Annotated in this window: 21 protein-coding genes; 8 read left to right on the forward strand and 13 right to left on the reverse strand. The window is 67.3% G+C overall.

Annotation, left to right across the window (positions count from 1 at the left end; all coding sequences use genetic code 11):
- Positions 1-8: 8 nt before the first annotated feature.
- On the forward strand, positions 9-674 hold the full coding sequence (locus GP2_RS11065) for a DNA alkylation repair protein (protein ID WP_006900598.1): 666 nt from the start codon (positions 9-11) through the stop codon (positions 672-674).
- A gap of 9 nt (positions 675-683) precedes the next feature.
- Positions 684-1,421: a DUF2332 family protein gene (locus GP2_RS11070; RefSeq protein ID WP_006900599.1), complete on the forward strand. Its 738-nt coding sequence runs from the start codon at positions 684-686 to the stop codon at positions 1,419-1,421.
- 35 nt (positions 1,422-1,456) lie between these two features.
- On the opposite strand, the gene GP2_RS11075 is transcribed toward GP2_RS11070, so the two are convergent.
- The 4 genes from GP2_RS11075 to GP2_RS11095 form a co-directional block, all read right to left on the reverse strand.
- Positions 1,457-2,329, reverse strand: coding sequence for a hypothetical protein (locus GP2_RS11075; protein WP_006900600.1), 873 nt, complete (start codon positions 2,327-2,329; stop codon positions 1,457-1,459).
- A 153-nt stretch (positions 2,330-2,482) separates the two neighbouring features.
- Positions 2,483-3,841: an NADP-specific glutamate dehydrogenase gene (gdhA, locus tag GP2_RS11080; protein WP_040526806.1), complete on the reverse strand. Its 1,359-nt coding sequence runs from the start codon at positions 3,839-3,841 to the stop codon at positions 2,483-2,485.
- Positions 3,842-4,081: 240 nt separating this feature from the next.
- Positions 4,082-4,552 (reverse strand): hypothetical protein, encoded by a 471-nt coding sequence (locus GP2_RS11085; protein ID WP_255218614.1) that lies wholly within the window; start codon positions 4,550-4,552, stop codon positions 4,082-4,084.
- Positions 4,553-5,151: 599 nt separating this feature from the next.
- The gene (locus GP2_RS11095; RefSeq protein WP_006900603.1) at positions 5,152-5,664 is read right to left on the reverse strand and encodes a winged helix-turn-helix transcriptional regulator; all 513 of its coding nucleotides are present in this window, start codon (positions 5,662-5,664) and stop codon (positions 5,152-5,154) included.
- Between the two features lie 122 nt (positions 5,665-5,786).
- Between GP2_RS11095 and GP2_RS11100 the strand changes: the two genes are divergently transcribed.
- Positions 5,787-6,959, forward strand: a complete 1,173-nt coding sequence (locus GP2_RS11100) for a thiolase family protein (protein WP_006900604.1) — start codon at positions 5,787-5,789, stop codon at positions 6,957-6,959.
- A gap of 19 nt (positions 6,960-6,978) precedes the next feature.
- On the opposite strand, the gene GP2_RS11105 is transcribed toward GP2_RS11100, so the two are convergent.
- The 6 genes from GP2_RS11105 to GP2_RS11130 form a co-directional block, all read right to left on the reverse strand.
- Positions 6,979-8,115: a DUF5995 family protein gene (locus GP2_RS11105; protein WP_006900605.1), complete on the reverse strand. Its 1,137-nt coding sequence runs from the start codon at positions 8,113-8,115 to the stop codon at positions 6,979-6,981.
- Positions 8,112-9,341, reverse strand: coding sequence for an oxygenase MpaB family protein (locus GP2_RS11110; RefSeq protein ID WP_040526810.1), 1,230 nt, complete (start codon positions 9,339-9,341; stop codon positions 8,112-8,114). Before GP2_RS11110 ends, GP2_RS11105 begins: the two co-directional genes overlap by 4 nt.
- Before the next feature lie 18 nt (positions 9,342-9,359).
- On the reverse strand, positions 9,360-9,998 hold the full coding sequence (locus GP2_RS11115) for a TetR/AcrR family transcriptional regulator (protein WP_006900607.1): 639 nt from the start codon (positions 9,996-9,998) through the stop codon (positions 9,360-9,362).
- 66 nt (positions 9,999-10,064) lie between these two features.
- A complete protein-coding gene (locus tag GP2_RS11120; RefSeq protein ID WP_006900608.1) occupies positions 10,065-10,727 on the reverse strand; it encodes an enoyl-CoA hydratase/isomerase family protein in 663 nt (220 codons plus the stop codon).
- Between the two features lie 79 nt (positions 10,728-10,806).
- Positions 10,807-11,430, reverse strand: a complete 624-nt coding sequence (locus GP2_RS11125; RefSeq protein ID WP_040526812.1) for a TetR/AcrR family transcriptional regulator — start codon at positions 11,428-11,430, stop codon at positions 10,807-10,809.
- Between the two features lie 98 nt (positions 11,431-11,528).
- On the reverse strand, positions 11,529-12,527 hold the full coding sequence (locus GP2_RS11130) for an alpha/beta hydrolase (protein ID WP_006900610.1): 999 nt from the start codon (positions 12,525-12,527) through the stop codon (positions 11,529-11,531).
- Between the two features lie 396 nt (positions 12,528-12,923).
- On the opposite strand from GP2_RS11130, the gene arr reads away from it, so the two are divergent.
- Both arr and GP2_RS11140 read left to right on the forward strand, forming a co-directional pair.
- On the forward strand, positions 12,924-13,361 hold the full coding sequence (arr, locus tag GP2_RS11135; RefSeq protein ID WP_006900611.1) for an NAD(+)--rifampin ADP-ribosyltransferase: 438 nt from the start codon (positions 12,924-12,926) through the stop codon (positions 13,359-13,361).
- A 61-nt stretch (positions 13,362-13,422) separates the two neighbouring features.
- Positions 13,423-13,875 carry a nitroreductase/quinone reductase family protein gene (locus tag GP2_RS11140; RefSeq protein WP_006900612.1) on the forward strand — a complete coding sequence of 151 codons (453 nt, stop codon included), beginning with the start codon at positions 13,423-13,425 and terminating at the stop codon, positions 13,873-13,875.
- A 4-nt stretch (positions 13,876-13,879) separates the two neighbouring features.
- On the opposite strand, the gene GP2_RS11145 is transcribed toward GP2_RS11140, so the two are convergent.
- Positions 13,880-14,227, reverse strand: a complete 348-nt coding sequence (locus GP2_RS11145; RefSeq protein WP_006900613.1) for a hypothetical protein — start codon at positions 14,225-14,227, stop codon at positions 13,880-13,882.
- Between the two features lie 215 nt (positions 14,228-14,442).
- Between GP2_RS11145 and GP2_RS21825 the strand changes: the two genes are divergently transcribed.
- Entirely contained in the window at positions 14,443-14,607 is a 165-nt protein-coding gene (locus GP2_RS21825) for a hypothetical protein (protein ID WP_165484390.1), read from the forward strand.
- A gap of 72 nt (positions 14,608-14,679) precedes the next feature.
- Here GP2_RS21825 and GP2_RS11150 read toward each other — a convergent pair whose 3' ends face one another.
- The gene (locus tag GP2_RS11150; RefSeq protein WP_006900615.1) at positions 14,680-16,005 is read right to left on the reverse strand and encodes an oxygenase MpaB family protein; all 1,326 of its coding nucleotides are present in this window, start codon (positions 16,003-16,005) and stop codon (positions 14,680-14,682) included.
- A gap of 246 nt (positions 16,006-16,251) precedes the next feature.
- Positions 16,252-17,526 carry a M20 family metallo-hydrolase gene (locus tag GP2_RS11155; RefSeq protein ID WP_006900616.1) on the reverse strand — a complete coding sequence of 425 codons (1,275 nt, stop codon included), beginning with the start codon at positions 17,524-17,526 and terminating at the stop codon, positions 16,252-16,254.
- Between the two features lie 549 nt (positions 17,527-18,075).
- Between GP2_RS11155 and GP2_RS11160 the strand changes: the two genes are divergently transcribed.
- Both GP2_RS11160 and GP2_RS11165 read left to right on the forward strand, forming a co-directional pair.
- Positions 18,076-18,939 (forward strand): AraC family transcriptional regulator, encoded by an 864-nt coding sequence (locus GP2_RS11160; RefSeq protein ID WP_006900617.1) that lies wholly within the window; start codon positions 18,076-18,078, stop codon positions 18,937-18,939.
- A gap of 42 nt (positions 18,940-18,981) precedes the next feature.
- Positions 18,982-19,888, forward strand: a 907-nt coding sequence (locus tag GP2_RS11165; protein WP_006900618.1) for an IS630 family transposase, incomplete at its 3' end; no start/stop codon positions are given.

Raw genomic sequence — 19,888 nt, forward strand, 5'->3', positions numbered from 1 at the left:
GCGGTGCCATGCCCCGCCAACTGCTACGAAATCGGGAGACGTCCGGCGACGTGCAGAGCTCCGTCCGGATCCGCGCGGTCAACGAGCGACACGGCGACGATCACGGTGTGAACCTGACCAAACTCCGCGCGGTGGCCAAACCGCTGAAGACCGACCAGGACCTGGCCCTCGCATTGTGGGCCACCGGAGACACCGCGGCTCGGCTGGTGGCGCTGCTCGTCTGCCGGCCGAAGGAGTTCGACGCGGCTGCGCTCGACGCGATGATCCGCGAGGCCGGGCGTCCGAAGGTGCATGACTGGCTCGTCAACTACGTGATCAAGAAGAATCCGCACGCCGAGGAACTACGGGTTACGTGGATGGACGATCCCGACCCCGATGTGCGCAGCGCAGGATGGGCACTCACGACCGAGCGGGTGACCAAGAACCCCGACGGCCTCGACCTGACCGCTCTGCTCGACACCGTCGAGTCGGAGATGAAGGACGCGCCCGGACGCCTGCAGTGGGCGATGAACGCCTGCCTGGCCACGATCGGAATCGAGCACCCCGACCTGCGGGACCGTGCCGTCGGCATCGGGGAGCGGTTGAGGGTCCTCGAGGACTACCCGACGTCACCCGGGTGCATCTCGCCGTACGCGCCGGTCTGGATCCGGGAGATGGTCGCCCGCAAGGGGTGAACGGCGGCGATGATCGAGCACGACGGCCGGTATGCCGTCCTCCACCCCACGATCGCAGAAGCGGCCCGACGCGCCGGCGCCGACCGCGTGGGGCTGATCGACGTCGGCCGTCCCGCCGGACTGAACCTCGGTGTCGACCGGGTCGCGATCGCCTATGGCGACACGCTGGTCGGCGAGGCCGCCTCACCGGTGCAGGTGGAGTGCTCAGTGGTCGGCGACGAGCCGATACCCCGGACGCCGTTCCCGGCGGTCGAGCACAGGACGGTGGTGCACCGTGCGCCTCTCGACCCGGCCGACCCGGACGATCGCGCGCAGATCCTACGATCGGCGGGAGGCGGGTCTGCGCGGTTGGCCGCCGAAATCGAGCTCGCGGCAGGGCTTTCCGTACATCGGGTGGCCGGCGATCCGGTGGTTGGCGTGTCGACTGCGGTGGCCGCCGTCCCCGACGACGTTCTGCCGGTCGTTCTCACCACGTGGTCGCTGTCGCGGTTCGCCCGACCTCGTCGCCTGCGGTTCGTGGACGCACTCGTCGCGGCCTCGACCACGCGCACCGTCGCCTGGGTGTCCGTCGAGGGTGTCGGCGTGGCGCCGACGGTCCCCACGCTCGGTGATCGTCCCGCATCCGGTCACAGCATCATGGCCGTCGCGCTCGGCGGACCCGCCCGCCGGGATCTCACCGGTGAAGCGGTCGGCAGGTGCTGGTCGCGGGGACGGTTCGTCTCGTGGTTCCCAAATCCCCGCCGCTGAGCAGTCCTCGCAGACTCACTCTGGGTACGACAGACTCACTCGAAGTACGACCGGTACTTGCTCCACGGAACCTGACCGGTCGGGCTGGCCTTGATCGCAGCCGCGACGGGCTGGGGGATCGGAGCCCAATACGCGGGCATGGCGGCCGCGAGCGACGGCTTGACGATGTACAGCAGGGCGAAATTGACCAACCACAACGGCGGTGCCATCGACATACCGACGGTGGAGGTGACGTCGCCCTTGGTGTTGGTCACCAGTTGCGCGGCTCCCGACATCTGCTGGGAGACGAAGCCGAACGGGATCTCGATGGTGTAGGCGGACCGGTAGAGCGCAAGCAGGGTGTGGGTTGCGCCGTTGGCGCGCAACCAGTTTCCGACATACCCGCCCGGCGCGATCAGTGCGTTGACCTGGCGTGTCGGCGCACTGGCATTGGCCGGGCTCTGCAGCATGCCCTGCTTGTTCACGTAGAGCCCGTAGCTGCCCACCACGGAATCGCCGAACATCGGTCGGCCCTTGGTGTTGGTGAGGATGATCAGGCACGCGTCGATGATCTTCGCCGCGTCACGGCTTCCGCCGATGCCACCGCCGCTGAGGAGCTGACGGTACTGCTTCTCCGACAGGGCGTCCTTGGGGGACAGGCCAATTCCGGCGGCGATCCGATCGGCGGCCTTCTGGCCGAGCGGCTGATTGAGCTGCGCGCGATCGGTCAGCTTCGGCGGAGCCAGATACTCGAATCCCGGCGCACCCGAGAAGGGGAGGGCGAATCCGGTGTTCGGCCCCGGCGCCGCTGCGGCCACCGGCGCGGTGGCCGTGCCGAGGACGACGGCGACGATCACCGCCAGGACGGCCGCCCAGCGCCGGCGATGCGCAGGTCGGAGTGGACGGAGGGTCGAGTCCTCGGTACGCATGCACAGACCTGCCAATCAGGCCGACGAACGGATTCGCTCAGTGAAACCCGTGGTCAGCGCGGTGTCAAGACCTCGTGCGCTCCTCGGCATGACGAAACCCGCCGGTCCGCGGGTGAGCTCGCGGGCCGGCGGGTGGTCGTTGTGGTCGCGTCGTCAGATCAGTCCGAGTGCGAGCATGGCGTCGGCGACCTTGATGAAGCCGGCGATGTTGGCGCCGGTCACGTAGTTGCCCGCGGCGCCGTACTCGTCGGCGGTGTGCAGGCACAGGTCGTGGATGGAGCTCATGATCTCCGAGAGACGCTCCTCGGTGTACCCGAACGTCCACGAGTCGCGAGATGCGTTCTGCTGCATCTCGAGAGCGCTGGTGGCGACACCGCCCGCATTGGCCGCCTTGCCCGGCGCGAAGCGGACGCCCGCGTCGTGGAAGATGCGAACGGCCTCGGGCGTGCAGGGCATGTTGGCGCCCTCGGCGACGATGCGCACGCCGTTTTTCACCAGCTGGGCGGCGTCGGCCCCGTTGAGCTCGTTCTGCGTGGCACACGGGATGGCGATGTCGGTGGGCACGTTCCACAGCGAGCCGTCGGTGACGAATCGTGCCGACGAGCGGCCCTCGGCATAGTCGCCGATCCGTCCGCGCTTGACGTTCTTGATCTCCTTGAGGAGCTCGAGGTCGATACCGGCCTCGTCGACGACGTAACCGCTCGAGTCCGAGCACGCGATCACGCGACCACCGAGCTGCTGGATCTTCTCGATCGCGTAGATCGCCACGTTGCCGGACCCCGACACGACGACGGTCTTGCCGTCGAGCTTGTCGTCGACCGCGGCGAGCATGTCGCGCACGAAGAAGACGACGCCGTATCCGGTGGCCTCGGTGCGGACCTGCGAGCCGCCCCAGGCGAGCCCCTTGCCGGTCAGGACGCCGGACTCGTAGCGGTTGGTGATCCGCTTGTACTGGCCGAACAAGTAGCCGATCTCGCGGCCGCCGACGCCGATGTCGCCGGCCGGGACGTCGGTGTGCTCACCGATGTGCCGGTAGAGCTCGGTCATGAAGGACTGGCAGAACCGCATGATCTCGCCGTCCGAGCGACCCTTGGGATCGAAGTCGGCACCGCCCTTGCCGCCGCCGATGGGCAGGCCGGTGAGGGAGTTCTTGAAGATCTGCTCGAATCCCAGGAACTTGATGACGCCGAGGTAGACGCTGGGGTGGAAGCGCAGGCCACCCTTGTACGGGCCCAGCGCCGAGTTGAACTCGACGCGGAAGCCGCGGTTGACCTGCACCTGGCCCTGGTCGTCCATCCACGGGACGCGGAAGATGATCTGACGCTCGGGCTCGGTCAGGCGCCGGATGATGCCCGTATCGGCGTAGTGGGGGTGCTTGGCGAGGACGGGTCCGAGACTGTCGAACACCTCTCGGACGGCCTGATGGAACTCGGCCTCTCCCGGGTTGCGTGCGACCACCTGGTCGAACAGGTCGCTGATCTTCTCGTCGAGCACGGCCACGGTGGCCACCACTTCCTTCTCTGATAAAGCCAAGGGACGGCTGCGTATACCCCGAAATCGGGTTCGCTGCCACCGGTAGCCTATCGAGCGACAGGAAATGGCCTGCACACAGGTCTGCGCGTGGCCCGGCACGCGCACGCTCTCGCCGCCTCCGCCGGCTGTTCACCGGGCCCGGGCAACCCGGTGAACAGCGAGGTCAGCGCACGGTCGTCCACTCGCGGCGCGAGGTCGGACGAGGGTGTGCGTCGACGGTCACGACGTCGCGAACAGAGGCGCCACTCTCAATTCGAGCATGGGGTGACGTGTGGCGATGTCCCGCTGGGCGGTCCGGTCGACCTCCGTCTCCAGCGTGAGAATCCAGGGAACCTGCTCGGAGAGTTCGGCAGCCGGTGATTCGGTCTCGAACGGGTCGGGTTGGAGTTCCGAGAGGATGTCGAGCGACAGGCTCTCCAGCTTCGCCGCCGTGAGGCGGCCGGTGGGGTCGGCGAAGGCGAAGCCCAGCTCGCGGCCCACGGGGACGCCGTAGGTGTCGACGTCGTTCTCCCGGTGCCACTGGTGGCGCAACAGGGTCGAATCGCAGTCGTCGACCGAAATCGAACACCGGACGGTGCTCGGGAACTTTCCGACCGCGATCTCCGACGCGCGATCGGTGAATCTTTGAATGCGTTTGCGGGAACCGCAGACGCGAATACGACATTCCATGACAACCGTTTGCACGGCCACCACCGTTCCTTTCGCAGAACCGGTCTGACGGACCGGTTACCCGGACTCTATCCGAAAAAGAGAAAAAAGCCAGTCAGTGGTCGTCGTCCGGTCAGATCGACTTCGGTGCAGTCGATTTCGCGTCCCGATGACGGAGTCGCAAGGCTGCTGGGATGCCCTCTCTCCCGGGTCGCGGTTCTTCTGCTCGGTGGTCGCGTGGCGGTCGCGGAATGGTCACTCGGCGCTTCATCGCCGGCAGTTGTCGATCGGTCGGTTTCGCGGCATTACATCGGTCATCGATGAGTATCGCCGCAAGGAAATGGAGCGGTAAACGTCGACAAGAATTTCGCCGACGAGGATTCAGGGTGCGTCGAGACGGCGAGCGGAGAGGCCGAGGTTGCCCCGATCGGCCGCAGACCACGGAAATGGCGCAGCAGGAGGCGGCAGGCGTACGGAGACGCGGTCGGCGCTGCCCGCCCGCGTCTGCCAACCGGGGAGGGGTTCGACTCGGAGAATCGAGTCGGGAGGTTTTGGACAAGACCGGGGGTTCGGAGTAAGCAGCCCCGGCCTCTGGTTCGACATGCGGGTTACTCCACCGCGCGAACGTGAGATCGAGCCTATCAGGTGGTCCCGGTTGTCGACGAATCGTCGCCGCGGGGCTCGCGGCCCGCGCGGGCGACCCGGACCTCCACGTCCTCCGGCTCGAGGGTCTCCGAGGTGTCGGTCACTACACCGACCCGGACCGGTCGGTGAGACGAATCGGTGACCGCCAGTGGGGCGCCGTCGGGCTGTAGGTACTCGTTGCCCCACTGCCACAGCGACATGACGACGGGGAACAGGTCTCGGCCCATCTCGGTCAGGCGGTACTCGTATCGGACGCGCTGTCCGGGCTCCTGGTACGGGACCTTCGTGAAGATGCCGGCCTCGGTGAGTTCCCTGAGTCGGGCCGAGGCAACAGCGTCGGTGATGCCCACCCGCCGGGCGAACTGGTCGAAACGGGTTGCGCCGTAGAAGGCCTCACGCAGGATGAGGATCGCCGACCGCGTGCCGATGAGGTCGATCGCCTTCGCGATCGAGCAGTGTGTCGCCTGCCAGCGGTCACGGTCGGCGAGCGGTCCCACCAGCTTCATCATGGGTACATCCTAACCTGACTTGACAGAACAAAAGTCAGGGCGTAGTCATCTGACTATGGCTGACAAAAGTCAGTCGGCGGTCGGACCGGCGATCGGTCCCCGGACGAAGTGGGAGAACAACCATGCGAACTGCAGTCATCGTGGATGCGGTCCGGACCCCGATAGGCAAGGGGAAGGCCTCGGGTGCGCTGCACGACGTCCACGCGGTGGACCTGCTCGCGCACAGTCTGCGCGCGATCGTCGAGCGGACCGGGATCGATCCCGGGGTTGTCGACGACGTCATCGCCGGCGTCGTCGGACAAGTCGGTGAGCAGAGCTTCAACATCGCCCGCCGCGCGCTGCTGGCCGCCGGGTACCCGGAGTCGGTGCCCGGGGTGTCGGTCGACCGGCAGTGCGGTAGCGGTCAGCAGGCGATCGCCTTCGCCGCGCAGGGGGTGATCGCGGGCACCTACGACGTGGCGGTCGCCGCGGGCGTCGAGTCCATGTCGCGCATCCTGATGGGATCGGCGGCGGCCGGAACCGACGACCTCAACGGCCGGGCATTCGACGAGCGGTATCCCGATGGGCTGGTCGGGCAGGGGATCTCGGCAGAACTCATCGCGGCGCGCTGGCACATCTCTCGCACCGCCATCGACGATTTCTCCTTGCGTTCGCATGAACTCGCGGCGGTCGCGACGAAGAACGGACTGTTCGACGACGAACTGGCACCGATCGCCGGACTCGCCGCCGACGAGGGCATCCGCGTCGGCAGCACCCTCGAGGACCTTGCGCGCCTGCGACCCGCCTACTACGACGAGGCGATGGCTCGCCGGTTTCCCGAGATCGAATGGACCATCACCGCGGCCAGTGCGAGCCAGATCAGCGACGGCTCGGCTGCGGTCCTCGTCATGAGCGAGGAGAAGGCTGCGGAGATGGGACTGCGACCCCGAGCGCGGATCCGCACGATCGCCGTCGCCGGCGACGATCCGCTGCTGATGCTGACCGCGATCATCCCGGCGACCCGCAAGGCGCTGGCACGGAGCGGACTGTCGCTCGACGACATCGACCTGTTCGAGGTCAACGAGGCGTTCGCGCCCGTCGTGCTCGCCTGGGCGCGAGAACTCGACGTCGACCTCGACAAGGTCAACGTCCACGGCGGGGCGATCGCCCTCGGTCACCCCCTCGGCGCGAGCGGGGCCCGACTGGCGACGACGGGCCTCAACGCACTCGAGCAGCGCGGCGGCCGGTTCCTGTTGCAGACCATGTGCGAGGCCGGCGGCCTGGCCAACGCGACGATCTACGAACGCCTTGACTGACCCGCGGCCTGCGCTCCGGTCACGTCGTCGACAACAGTCCCACCGCGCGGTCGAACGCCCGGACGCGGTGTCGCGCCACGTCGTATCCGTTCCGGGCGAGGAGCGCGTCCCGCATCTGGGGGTTCAGGCGGCCGGCCAGGCCCGTCCACCACGGTTTGTGGCTCCTCGGCAGATCGGCGAGCAGGCGGTCGGACGCGAGGGTGAACACCGGAGCGAGTCGCAGGTAGTCGGGACGGAACTCCCGCAGGTCGCGCTCGGGATACCGCTGTCGGTGCAGCTGGGCGAGGGCGCGAGGCAGGTCGGCGTCGATGTGCGCCGACACCCCGGCCAGCAGCCCCTTCATCACCGGGAGATGGGGCTTGTCCGGGTCGACGATCTCGCAGGTGGACCAGGCGACCTGCCACGGCTCTTCCACGTCGCCGCCGTCCCGGTACGCGTCGAGGTTGCGCGCGTAGTACTCGTGGAACACCGGGATGAGGGCGAGAACCCAGTCCGGATGGTCCAGACCGAGGTCCAGAGGGCCGGTGGCCGCGTCGATCATCGTCTCGGTCACGTACTGGTAGACGCGGGCGAACCATTGCTTGGGATCGTCCGCGCCGGCCCACTCGTCCGCGATCTTCTGTTGCAGTCCGCGGATTTCGAGCGCGGTCGACACGAGGTCGTCGAGATCCGCGGCGGAGGACGGGGGAGGCGACGCGGGGAACGACGCGGGGGTCGTCGGATCGTCGACGAGTGTTGCCATGACCTCGAGGGAGCGGCGCACCTCCTGTCGGATCCGACGCGCCATCACGTGTGACAGCGGTGGTGGAAAGAGCGACATGTCGACGCGCCAACGGATCTCGACACCACCGGGAACCGCGACGATGCGCTGCTCACCGCGGTGATCGAGAAGCAGTGGCCCGCCGGAGTAGACGCGGTAGCGGAAGACTCGCGGGAACTCGGTGTGCTCGACGACCTCCCGAAGGCGCACGCGTCCGCCGGGCAGCGTCACCTTGCGCAACGCCCCGGCGGTGTCCGGACGGTCATGTGGCCCTGGGGAGATCAGGCTGATCGGGGCGGAGGACCACCGGCACATCTGGTCCGGGTCGGTGAGCAGGTGCCAGGCCGCCTCCGGTGTGCAGCGCAGTTGCTGCCGGAGGGTGAAAGTGGCGGTCATGCAACGGTCTCCAGGCGTCCCTTGTCGGCGGCGTCGTAGCGTTTCGACTCGATACGACTCAGGTCGAGGCCCAGCTTCGACGTGACGAACCGGAGCTCCCGGTGGGCGATCGAGTGGTCCGAGCCGAGGACGCCGATCCACCGCGCGAGCTCGCGCGAACGGATGACCGGACGCGCCAACGGGACCAGATGCTGTAGGGGCGTGTGCCGTAGTCCCATGGCCGCGGCGACCTCGTCGTCGACCCACCGGCGGGACACCGATTCGAAGAGTGTCCGCAAGAACGGCCGGGTCACCAGGTGGACTGCGTCGTTGAGGGGACCGGGCAGGCCGAGATCGGTGCGATAGCCGTCGTCGAGCAGTGCCTTGACCAGTTGTCGGGCCTCCTGCGGCGGTTCCATGCGGAACTCTCGTGCGATGCGATCGGTTCGCCGCGCGTCGTCGAAGCCGCGGGGGAGGCGGTCCTCGTCGACGCCCATCACCCAGCCGACCCACCGCCACAGGTGGGTGATCGCCTCGAGATCGGCTCGCGAGTAACGGATTCCGAAGTCCTTCGCCACGCGCATCGGCAGGGCCAGGAACCCCGCGGTGATGGTCAACTGGGAATAGGTCTGGTTGATGGGCACGCCCCACTCCTCGTCGTCCCATCGGTCGTGGGCATGGAGGTGGTGGCGAACCAGCGCATGTACCAATCGGATTCGGACGGTCTCCGACCATCCCGGACCGCCCGGTTCCATCAGCCCCGGCGCCGTCGCGAGAGTGACCCATCGGGCGGTCGCCACGACGCGGTCCCAGGTGCCCTCGGTGAGGCGACCGGTGGCGACCAGCGGCCGGGTGAACCCGGGTGCCTGATAGCCGTAGATGAGCGATTGGTACAGCGTGCTCGACTGGAGCGAACCGAAGCGCCACCACGCCTCACCACCCGCTCGGGCTATCGCGGGGTCATACCACGACGGGGGACTACACACCGTGCCCAGAAAGCGGCGCAACGCAGGCGGTGCGTCGTCCCGCCGGCTCGGGTCGTCGATGGCCGAGGTGATGTCTGCCCATCGCCACCCGCCGCCGGAGTACATCTCCGCGACCACGGCGTCGGCAAGGTGGTCGCCCAGCATGAGCCCATCGGCCAGGGCATCGACCGCATCCTGATGCGCGGCCCGGACGTCCTGCCAGTTGCGTGCACCGGTGATCGCGGCGGCTCGCTCGGGGCTCACCGCTCTTGCCTCACTCATAAAAAACAGTGTGTCTTTTTAAGGATGGCCGGTCAAGGAACCGACCGGCGGGCGGTTGCCGCCGGCGCCTTCGAAACCCGACCAGATGAGCAGGTGGAGGTGGTCGACCAGGGTTTCGCGATCGATGGTCCGCGTCCGCGACCACCAGCCGACCGCCGACGACACGGCCCCGACCAGTGCGTGGGCCCAGGACTCGGCGGGTGAGTCATCGGCGCCGCGGGCGCGAAACCCGACACTCAGGATCTCCGCGACGGCGGTGACGATGCCGGACCCGCCGCCGGACTGGTCGAGCCGGCCGGCGAGCAACCGGGCGAGCTCGGGCTCGTCGTCGAACCAGGCGGCCAGGATGTCGATGGCCGCCCGGGTCTGCGCGGCCGGGTCGGCGATCCCCTGGATGACGGAACCGAGGCGTTCGACGATGAGACGCGCGTGCCGGGCGGCCAGTGCGTCGATCACGGCATCCCGGTCGGCGAACGCGGCGTAGACCGCCGACCTGGTGAGGCCGGCCTCCTTGGCGACCTCGGCCAGTCCCACGTCGGCACCCGACCGCCGGATGGCGGCCTCGGCGGAGTCGAGGAGATGTTCGCGCCGGGCATCGATGTCGACGGGAGGACCCGGAGGGCGCCCCCGACCGCGACGCGTGGGCTCGACGGTCATCTCCACCTCCCGGTCAGAAGCGTGTGGTGGGCAACCCTACTCGGCGGCCCGGCCGGAGCGGACATCTCAGTGGCTGCGACCCTGCCGGAGCGCGTCGATCACCGGCCGGTGCATCGTCGTCTTGATGACGGTGAGGGTGTTCTTGTCCTTGCCGGCGAGCGGCCGGAGGCGTTCTACCGCACTGGACACCACCGCGTCCTCGGAGGCGGTCGCGTCGACCAATCCCGCGGCCAGGGCGTCGGCTCCGCCGTAGCGGCGTCCGGTGGTCATCGCCTCCACGGCGGTCTGCGGCGAGACCTTCGCCTGGATCAGTGCCGCCATACCTGCGGTGAAGGGGATGTTGATGTCGACTTCGGGGAAGCAGTAGAAGCCGCGGTCGTCGCGCATCACCCGGAAGTCATGGGCGATGGCGAGCATCGCCCCTGCTCCGAACGCGTGTCCGTTGACGGCGGCGACCGTCGGCAAGCCGAGGGTGAGCAACCGGACGAAGAGCGCCTGGACCTGATCGACGTACCAGTCGGCGCGGTCGGGGTTGGCCAGGAGCCATTCGAGGTCGAGCCCGTTCGAGTAGAACTTGCCCGTGCCGGCCGTGACGAGGCCGCGCGCCGAGTTCTCCACCTCGGTCAGCAACTCGTCGAGCGCCGTCAGATGGTCGGGGGAGAAGCGGTTCTCGTCGTCGCCGAGGGTGAGGACGGCGATGTCGTCGTGCAGTTCGAGTGTGGGTGCCATGGTGGTCCGTTCCTTGTCGTGTCGGAGTGCTGTCGTGTCGGAGTGCTGTCGTGTCGGAGTGAGGTCGTCAGGAGAGCGGTCACGTGCGTTGTGGTGGTTCGAGTTCGAGCACCGCGCGAACGGCGGCGGCGAGGCGTTCGCGGACATGTGGTTCCGGCCGGCGTCGCCCGCGGAGGAGGAGCGCGGTCGGCAGTTCCACGACGCAGTCACGCACGACCTCGACCGTGTGACGGTCGGCGCGGTCCCACCGTGCGCGCGCCAGGTCGACGAAGAGGTCGACGAGGGCCTGATCGAGGGCCCGGAGGTCTCGTGCGAGTTCGTCGGGGAGGTCTGCCGAGCCGAGCAGGTCGTCTCGGTCGACGGTGAGGAGGAAGCGTCCGGAGGTCGGGTGGTCGAGCAGGAACTGCGCCGGGGTGTCGGCCGCGACCACCACGGCCTCCACTGCGTGTTCCCGGTCGTTGCCGCCGGCGAGGACGGAGTTCACGCGGTCGCGTTGGGTTTCCAGGAATCGCCGGGCGGCCCGCAGCCACGTCCGGCCGAGCAGGCCCGCCCGGGAACCGAAGGTGTGGTAGATCGCGCCGTTGGAGACCCCGGTGCGTTCCGACAGCGCCCGCACGGTCACCGCGGCCGCGCCGGACTCGACGGCCAGCGACTCGGCGGCGTCGAGCAGTCGGTCGACGTCGTGTATCCGGGGGCGGGGCATGGAAGAGAACATAACAGAGCACGTGCTCTGTTATCGACGCGCTGTCGGTCGCCTGAATGCCCCGACGGCCTCTCGGGGCAGTTCGTGGGTGGGGGTTCCTACTGGTCGCGAAGTTCCTCGAGCCGGGCGCGGGCCACGTCCTCGAGGCGGTCGACGATCTTCCAGTACGCGGGCGACTTCCGGTGGACCAGCGACGTGTGCGTCTCCCCGTCGAAGAGGTTCAGCTCGGGGTTGCCGCCGGCCGCGCGCAGAGCGGTCGCGTACCGGCGTGCGTTCTCGGGGTCGACATCGTCGTCGGCCAGCCCGTGGAACAGGATGACCGGGAGCGCGGGATCGAGGTTCTGGATCGGATCCACCGACTCGTAGTGGTCGGGCACCTGGTCCGGCGTCCCGCCGAGGATCTGCTTGATGACGCGCCCGTTGCCGTGGTCGACCGCGTAGCGCATGTCGAGCGGGCCGGAGATGGAGGCGACGCGGGAGGGGACGAAAGCAGGCTTCGAGCCGACCTCGTCGTCATCGAGCTTGTGTCGGGTCCCGCCCCAGACCGCCAGTTGCGCGCCGGCGCTGTGGCCGATGACGAGCTCGTCGTCGATGCTGAGTTCGGGATGGGCGTCCGCGAGCGCGGGCACATGGTCGAGTGCGCGGGCCACATCGCGGAACGTGGTGGGCCATCCGCCGCCGGTGCCGTACCGGCGGTACTCGACGTTGTACACGGCGAGTCCGCGATCGGCCAGGTCACGGGCCATCTCGTCGAATTGCTCGGCGCCGAAACGGCTTTCCCACCCACCGCCGTGGATGATCGTCACCAAGGGGACCGAGCCGTCGGCATGATCGCCGGTCGGGAGGTAGAGATTGGCCCAGTTCTCGGCCGGATCCGATTCGCCGGGCTCGAGGTATTTGACGCGCTCGACGGTCACCCGGTCGTTGCTCGGTGGTACCGGAGGGGCGGCGGTCGGGGAGTGCATCTGGCTCTGCCCCGTCGTCGACGAGGACGACGATGCCGGGTCGCCGGTCCCGTCGCCGCATCCCACCGCCCCGGCCAGAACGAAAAGCGATGCAGCGGTTGCGATCAGGAATCTGCTGTGCACACGGAGCATTCAACCACGCAAACCGCCCGTACGGGACGGATGCATCGCCGGCCTCGGCTGGTCTGTGCCGCATGCCATTGCGAGGGCCTGGTCGTCATCCCCCGTGGGCATGGCTCCGGCGGAACCGCTACGCGACCGGTTGCGGACGATGCCCCGTGAGAAGTGGTGGGTGTCCAGTCGTGGCGTCGAAGGCACGGCTTTCGAGCCGGGCCGCAAGGGGGGGCGACGCCGGGACGCGAGGTCTTGGCGCGCCGAAACGACGCTGCTGGTCGGGAGGGAATCGGAGAACCGAGACGGAGAGGACGTCTCTTCCCACCTTTATATTCGCGCCCGGGGTGGGGCTTGCCGCAAGCGGGTGTCGGGCGTGCACACTGGCCCGGCACGCACGCTCCCGGGAGGTATTCGATGGCCGACGCGGTCGACATTGCGAAGAGGTTCGAGCCCCACGAGTCGGGCGCCTGGTTCCACGGGACCCGCGCCGGCCTCCGCGCCGGAGATCTCCTGACGCCCGGCTTCCGTTCCAACTACCTGGCCGATCACGTCTCCAACCACGTCTACATGACCAAGGTGCTCGACGCCGCGGTCCTGGCGGCCGAGATGGCCGTCGGCGACGGGCCGCCACGGGTGTACATCGTCGAACCATTGGGTGCCGTGGAAGACGATCCGAACGTCACCGACAAGAAGCTCCCCGGAAACCCGACGCACTCTTTCCGGACCGCGGGGCCGGTCGAGGTGGTGGGGGAGATGACCGACTGGAATCCTCATCCGCCGGAGTACCTCGAGCAGTTCCGTGCGGGGCTGGAAGCCCTGTGTCGTGAGGGGCGGGCAATCCTCTACGACTAGGCCGGGTACGTGGCGCAATATTCCTGTACGGTGTACGGAGTTGACGTCGGAAGGATCCGCCATGGCCTCGTCGCGCCGTATCGCCCCGCCGCGCTGGCTCAAGCCGATGAACAAGACCCTCATGTTCCTGCAACGGTTCGGGGTCATGAAGGAACTGCCGGTCCTCATCGTGCCCGGTCGCAAGAGCGGGAAGCCGTGTCGGACCCCGCTGACGGTCGTCGAGCATGAGGGTCGTCGTTACCTCCTCGAGGGGTTCCCCGGCGCGGACTGGGCGCGCAACGTCCGGGCGGCGGATGGACTCGCACAGATGTCGCTCGGGGGAGAGGTGACCGATGTCCGTCTCACCGAACTGCCTGCCGAGGAAGCGGTTCCGGTCCTCAGGGCATGGCCGTCCCTGGCGGGCAGTGACGGACCGAAGTTGATGAAGGAGGCAGGGGTCGTCGACGACGTGACGCCCGAGGCCTTCGCCGCGGTCGCCGGCAAGTGCGGAGTGTTCCGGATCGATCCGCGCTGACCGGTCACCGGTGTCCGCTTCGTCGACGGCGGGACCATAGGTAGAGGACTCCGGCCAGGGCTCCCATCGCGAGCGTCGCCGCGGCCGGGTCGTACTCGTCGTTCGCGTCGAGCGCAGCCCACGCGACGTTGTACGAGGCGTGACCCAGCACCGCGAGGACCGTCGCAGATGCTCTGTGAATGGTCAACTGCACCAGTGCAACTCGGAACACGACGGTGAACGCCAGCTGCCACAGCAGTTCCGTGGCGGGATAGCCGCCCTGCATGTACGGGATCAGGTCCCACAGGGCCCAGACGGTGCCGACGACGACGCCGGTTGTGACCGCACTGTGCCGCCTCAGCAGGAAGGGCATCAAGACACCGGTCCAACCCGTCCACCGGGCTGTCTCGCGAGACTAACGTTCGTGGCGCCTCTGATGGTGAAGCCGGATCAGGTCGCGTTGCCAGGCGTCGGCTGTGTCGGGATCGGGGCGATGTCCGCGCGCCTCGTACACACAGGCGTATGCGGAGCAGGTCACACATGGGGCGGCCACGATTCACAAGTGGGATTCGTGGGTATATCCGCAGCATGACAGAGAAGCAGCAGACGGACCCGGAGACCAAAGAAGTCGACACCTCGCCCAAGGGCGCCGAACCCGACGTGCAGTCGGATCCGGCCTACGGCGAGGAGTCCGGCGACTGGACCGGCGAGGGCGGTGCCACCGACGAGGGTCCCGCCACGGACCCCGAGTAGTACGCCGCCGGCGCATTCCCGATGCCGTCGGCCGGCGGGGTTCTGAATCCCGCCGGTCGACGGCGCGTGTCGTCAGTGGGCGTACTCGCGCGAATCCGTTGTGTATTCCGGTATTCCGTAGTCGTCGAGGCGTCGGCGGACGAGGTCGGTGACATACCGGTCGGCGAATCCGTCTAGCACCGGGAGTTTGCCGGCGATGCGGACGGCGGCGAACCGGCTGGTCAGGAACGGCGCGGTCGCCGCCGCGCGGGCCACGTCGAGTGGTGAGAGGTGGACACCCATGTCGGCTGCCCGTCTCAGATCGCCTTCGCAGAACGCGGCGGCGAAGGCCAGTTTGCTGTAGCTCTTCTCGACGGCGTCGGCAGCCTTGTCGTACGCGCTGTCGGAGGGGCGCAGGTAGGCGTCCATCGTCGATGTGACCAGCTTCCGGCAACTGTCGTCGAAGCCGTACTTGAGCGTCGCTGCGCGTGCGTTGAACAGGTCGACGATGTCCTGGGCGGTTCCGGGCAGGAGTTCTTCCGGGAGCCCGAGCATGTGGGCGCGGTAGCGGTGGAACTCGACCATCGCGCGTTCGTCGTAGGGGAGTTCGCGGCCGGCGCGGACCGCCTTCTCGGATTTCTGGTACGGGCCGATCATCCCGGCGGGGAACTGGTCGATCTGGGGGACCGGCAACCCGTAGACGGCGGTGTCCCATGTGCGGCGACGGCTGTTGCCGCGGCTGCGCTGCAGGGCGTTGTACCGCACCATCGAGTGCATGAGCCGCACCATGACGGTGGCCTCGAACCCGGGACTGAACCGGTCCAGGCCGCCGGGCAGGGCCGTCACCGCGAAGTAGGCGGTGGTCTCGTTGACGCGCCGCGCCGCTCGAGTCCCCGACAGCGCCCCGGTCAGGGTCATCGGAAGCGCAGCATAGCTGTTGGTGAATGTGGCGAGGAATGCTCCCCGGGTCATGAAGGGGGAGACCAGCGCGGCATACGTCCGGGAGTACGCCGCACCGTCCTCGATCATGTCGTAGTCGATCCAGTCCGGCTTCTGCTGCATCAGCTCGATGAGTTCGCCGATCTCCGACGGCGCCTCGGGGACGTTGTCCGCACCCTCGCGACAGACACGACGAACCAGGTCGATGAGTTCGGAGACCGGATATCGCGATGACAGCGCTGCGACGCGATCGGCCGGCACGTCGGCCAGGAACGTGGCCGTGTGGACCAGCTCCATGAGGCGTGGGTTGTCCAGATACTTCGCGCGGTCACCCAGGCGACTCGGTAGCGCCGACCTGTCATCGGGGTCGGTGGTGAAGCGTTCCGGCGTCGCCTCGAAGTCGAAGTCGCCGTACAACTCGGGCAATTCCTCGGCCTGTCGTGCGACCCGCGCCGCCAGTTCTGGGTAGTAGTGCGCCATCCCGACCTCTCAGCTGACTTGTGTCACCTGGTCAACCATTTGACCAGATCGTCACGCGACACATGGATGCTTTCGAGACAATTGGGCACGTTTGTCTCAGGTGGATTGCTTAGGGCTCGGTTCGGCACGAGGTCGCCTGCTCGACACAACAGATCGGCGATCTGCCGGCCGGCGGTGCTCGAAGGCATCGACTCCGGGTGGGTCAGTCGAGCCGAGGGACTCGAGCACGTCCTCGGTCGGCGGCCGTCAGTCGGTGGTCACGGCCCCGATGTCGCCGCGAACCATGCGGGCGAGGGTTTCGGCCAGCATCTCGACGCCCGCGACGAGGTCGTCATCACGGGTGAATTCCCGTTCGTTGTGCGAGATCCCGTCGACGCTGGGAACGAACAGCATGACCGTCGGCACGATGTCCTTGAGATTGACCGAGTCGTGTCCGGCCATGGTCAGCATCCGTCGGTGCGAGAGGCCGAGATCGCGGGCGACCTGCTCGGCGAGCTCGATCCCTTCCGTCTGGTAACTCGTCGACAGACGCGGCGCCGAGGAGTCGATCGAGACGTGGACCTCTCCGTCGGAATCGATGCGGGCGATCGCCGCGCACAATTCGTCGTGAGCCTTCTCGAGCGTGTCGGGATCCGAGGACCTGACGTCGACGGCCATGGTGACCTTGGCCGGCACGACGCCGGCGACCTTGGGTTCGACGTCGAACTGGGCGACGGAACCCAGCACGAGTTCAGCGGGGAACATCGAAGTCAGTTCACGAACCGCCAGGACCACCCGAGCGGCGCCCACCAGTGCGTCGTGGCGGTGCGCCATGTGGGTGGCGCCGGTGTGGGCCTGCTCGCCGTGGACGCTGATCGTGTACTTGCGTGCGGTCCAGTTGGCGGTGACGATGCCGATCGTGGTGTTCTCCCGTTCGAGCACCGGTCCCTGCTCGATATGGATCTCCGCGTAGGAGACCGCCGTCGGCGGCTCGTCATCGCCGTGGAATCCGATCGCCGACAGGGCATCTCGGACGGTGATCCCGGCATGGTCGGTGAGCTCGAGGGTGGCGTCTGCATCGAACTTCCCGATATAGACGCCGCTTCCCATGAGGCTGGGGGTGAACCGGGCGCCCTCTTCGTTGAACCAGTTCACCGCGGCGACGTTGTAACGCGGGGCCAACGATCCGTCGTCGACGCGGTCGGCAACCCGCTGAGCGGCGTGGGCGCCGGCAAGGACGCCGTAGGCGCCGTCGAACCTGCCGGCCGAAGGCTGGCTGTCGAGGTGTGATCCGACGAGGACGTACGGGGCTCCCGGAACGAACTCTTTGAGTCCGTACATGTTTCCGACGGCGTCGACCTTGGTCGTGAAGCCGTGACGATCGAACCAGTCGACAAGGAAACGTCGCGTCTGCCCGTCCTCTGCGGTTGCGGCCTGTCGTTCGACGCCGCCCGCTGCAGTGGCGCCGAAGGTGGACATCGTCGTGAAGTCGGCCAGGAAGTCGAGGGCCTCGGCAACTGTCTCGGCGGAATGATCAGCCATTGATCTCTTCTTTCGGGTATCCATGTCGACGGGTCGGGTATGAGCGGTCGGTGCCGGGACGCCGGCTCGGTGTCGTGGCCGGGTGGTGCGGCTTCTCCCGGTCGCCACGTGGGTGTTCCTTCCACGCACACAGGGGTTTTCGGCGACACGGGCGGCGATCGGGGTGGGTCCGTCGGGCGCTCGTGATCCGCTCACAGCAGCCTGACGCCGAACCATTTCTGGCTCGTCACCGCCGACGTAACAGGGCGTAAAGCGAGCCCGACGGCCCGTGCAGACGGACCATTTGTGGTCATGACGGTCAGAGCCAAGGGCTTGTGCACCCGTCAGGAGTTCAGCTGCGCGAATTCGCAAACGTCGCGTCCGCTGGTCGCCGGCGGGATCGCAACATGAATGATCCGACGGGTCTGTAATGTATGTCGACGACTGTCGGTCGAAGTAACCAAGCAGAGTCGGCGATTCCGAGTGGGGAGAAGTACTGACAATCCCTGCCCGGAACGATCGGGCGCGGGGCGTCGTGTGACGGCCATGATCGTGGACGAAAGGAGAGCCATGATCGGCACACTCAACGCGCTCGTCGACCTCGTCGACCAGAACACCAGCGAGCCCGTAGACCTGCCCGGCTTCGCCCGGACCCACGGGACGACGGAGTACCATCTGCGACGGATGTTCGCCTCGCTGGCCGGAATTCCGTTCTCGGAGTACGTGCGGCGTCGTCGCATGACCCTTGCCGCGACGGATCTCGTGAGCAGCGACATAGGCCTGCTCGACCTCGCGGTGCGTTACGGCTACTCGTCGGTCGAGGCATTCGGTCGAGCCTTCCGGTCGGTTCACGGCGCCTCACCGTCGGATGTGCGGACGCATGGCGGTCCTTTCGCAACACAAGCCGTACTCAGGTTCCGCCTGACCGTCGAAGGGAGTCGTCCCATGGACGTCACGATCACCGAACGACCCGCATTCGTGCTGGCCGGACATGCGGCACGGGTGCCGCTCATCTACGCAGGGGTCAACCCGCACATCCAGCGGCACATCGCCTCGATAGCGCCCGAGGAGCACGCACGACTCAAATCCCTCAACGACACCGACCCCGCAGGCATCCTGGCCATCACCGACGGAAGCGAGCCGGACGCGCCGGAGGGCACACCGATCACATATGTGCACGGTGTGGCGCTGCAGCACGATTCGACGGTGCCGGAGGATCTGTCCAGTCTTGCGGTACCCGCCGGCCCCTGGGCCACATTCCGGTCGTCCGGTCCGTTTCCGCAGGCGCTGCAGGAGACCTGGGCGGCGACGGCCACCGAGTGGTTCCCGTCCAATCCGTGGCGTCTGCGGCCCGGGCCGACATTCGTCCGCTACTTGGAACTGACCGAGTCGCACGCCGACGCGGAGATCTGGATGCCGGTCGAGCGGGCCTAGTGTCCTGAGTCATTAATTGTCATTCGGTTGATAGACTGGGGAATGGCAACCCGGGGTCCGCGAGCAGTGGATATTGTTCTGACCGATGACGAGCGCCGTGAGCTCGAAGGGTGGGCGCGTCGGCGAACGACGGCCTCGGGTTTGGCGATGCGATCACGAATCGTTCTCGCTGCCGCTGATGGCGAGTCGAATACCGAAGTGGCACAACGACTCGGCCTCAACCGAGGTACCGTGCGGCGATGGCGAGGCCGGTTCGTCGAGCACCGCTGCGAGGGGTTGCGCGACGAACCCCGGCCCGGGCGACCTCGAACCGTCGGCGACGAGCAGATCAAAGACCTGATCACCGCAACTCTCGAGACCACTCCGAAGAATGCGACACACTGGTCGACTCGGTCGATGGCTGAGCATCTCGGCATGTCGCAGTCAACTGTTTCGCGTGTATGGAGAGCGTTCGGATTGGCTCCACACAAACAGGATTCGTGGAAGCTGTCGAAAGATCCCCTGTTCACCGAGAAGGTACGCGACGTCGTCGGGCTCTACATGAACCCACCCGAACGTGCCCTGGTGCTCTGCGTTGACGAGAAGACCCAGATCCAAGCGCTCGATCGCACCCAGCCGATCTTTCCCATGCTCCCGGGCACCCCGCAACGGGCCAGCCACGACTACGTGCGCAACGGCACCTCCAGCCTGTACGCGGCGTTGGACATCGCGTCGGGCAAAGTCATCGGTTCGCTTCACTCACGGCATCGCGCAACGGAATTCATCGGATTCCTCCGCAAGATCGACGCCGAAGTACCCGACGAGCTCGACGTCCACCTGGTCATGGACAACGCCTCCACCCACAAGACGCCCGCGGTCAAACGATGGCTGACCGCGCACCCGCGGTTTGTTGTCCACTTCACCCCCACCAGCTCATCCTGGATGAACCTCGTCGAACGCTGGTTCGGTC

The sequence above is a fragment of the Gordonia paraffinivorans NBRC 108238 genome (assembly GCF_000344155.1).
Classification (GTDB): Bacteria; Actinomycetota; Actinomycetes; order Mycobacteriales; family Mycobacteriaceae; genus Gordonia; species Gordonia paraffinivorans.

What these genes read in the sequence shown, in the direction of transcription:
- GP2_RS11065 (WP_006900598.1), top strand. Translation starts at nt 9, where the DNA reads ATGCCCCGCCAACTGCTACGAAATCGGGAGACGTCCGGCGACGTGCAG.
- GP2_RS11070 (WP_006900599.1), top strand. Translation starts at nt 684, where the DNA reads ATGATCGAGCACGACGGCCGGTATGCCGTCCTCCACCCCACGATCGCA.
- GP2_RS11075 (WP_006900600.1), bottom strand. Translation starts at nt 2,329, where the DNA reads ATGCGTACCGAGGACTCGACCCTCCGTCCACTCCGACCTGCGCATCGC.
- GP2_RS11095 (WP_006900603.1), bottom strand. Translation starts at nt 5,664, where the DNA reads ATGATGAAGCTGGTGGGACCGCTCGCCGACCGTGACCGCTGGCAGGCG.
- GP2_RS11100 (WP_006900604.1), top strand. Translation starts at nt 5,787, where the DNA reads ATGCGAACTGCAGTCATCGTGGATGCGGTCCGGACCCCGATAGGCAAG.
- GP2_RS11105 (WP_006900605.1), bottom strand. Translation starts at nt 8,115, where the DNA reads ATGACCGCCACTTTCACCCTCCGGCAGCAACTGCGCTGCACACCGGAG.
- GP2_RS11110 (WP_040526810.1), bottom strand. Translation starts at nt 9,341, where the DNA reads ATGAGTGAGGCAAGAGCGGTGAGCCCCGAGCGAGCCGCCGCGATCACC.
- GP2_RS11115 (WP_006900607.1), bottom strand. Translation starts at nt 9,998, where the DNA reads ATGACCGTCGAGCCCACGCGTCGCGGTCGGGGGCGCCCTCCGGGTCCT.
- GP2_RS11120 (WP_006900608.1), bottom strand. Translation starts at nt 10,727, where the DNA reads ATGGCACCCACACTCGAACTGCACGACGACATCGCCGTCCTCACCCTC.
- GP2_RS11125 (WP_040526812.1), bottom strand. Translation starts at nt 11,430, where the DNA reads ATGCCCCGCCCCCGGATACACGACGTCGACCGACTGCTCGACGCCGCC.
- GP2_RS11130 (WP_006900610.1), bottom strand. Translation starts at nt 12,527, where the DNA reads ATGCTCCGTGTGCACAGCAGATTCCTGATCGCAACCGCTGCATCGCTT.
- arr (WP_006900611.1), top strand. Translation starts at nt 12,924, where the DNA reads ATGGCCGACGCGGTCGACATTGCGAAGAGGTTCGAGCCCCACGAGTCG.
- GP2_RS11140 (WP_006900612.1), top strand. Translation starts at nt 13,423, where the DNA reads ATGGCCTCGTCGCGCCGTATCGCCCCGCCGCGCTGGCTCAAGCCGATG.
- GP2_RS11145 (WP_006900613.1), bottom strand. Translation starts at nt 14,227, where the DNA reads ATGCCCTTCCTGCTGAGGCGGCACAGTGCGGTCACAACCGGCGTCGTC.
- GP2_RS21825 (WP_165484390.1), top strand. Translation starts at nt 14,443, where the DNA reads ATGACAGAGAAGCAGCAGACGGACCCGGAGACCAAAGAAGTCGACACC.
- GP2_RS11150 (WP_006900615.1), bottom strand. Translation starts at nt 16,005, where the DNA reads ATGGCGCACTACTACCCAGAACTGGCGGCGCGGGTCGCACGACAGGCC.
- GP2_RS11155 (WP_006900616.1), bottom strand. Translation starts at nt 17,526, where the DNA reads ATGGCTGATCATTCCGCCGAGACAGTTGCCGAGGCCCTCGACTTCCTG.
- GP2_RS11160 (WP_006900617.1), top strand. Translation starts at nt 18,076, where the DNA reads ATGATCGGCACACTCAACGCGCTCGTCGACCTCGTCGACCAGAACACC.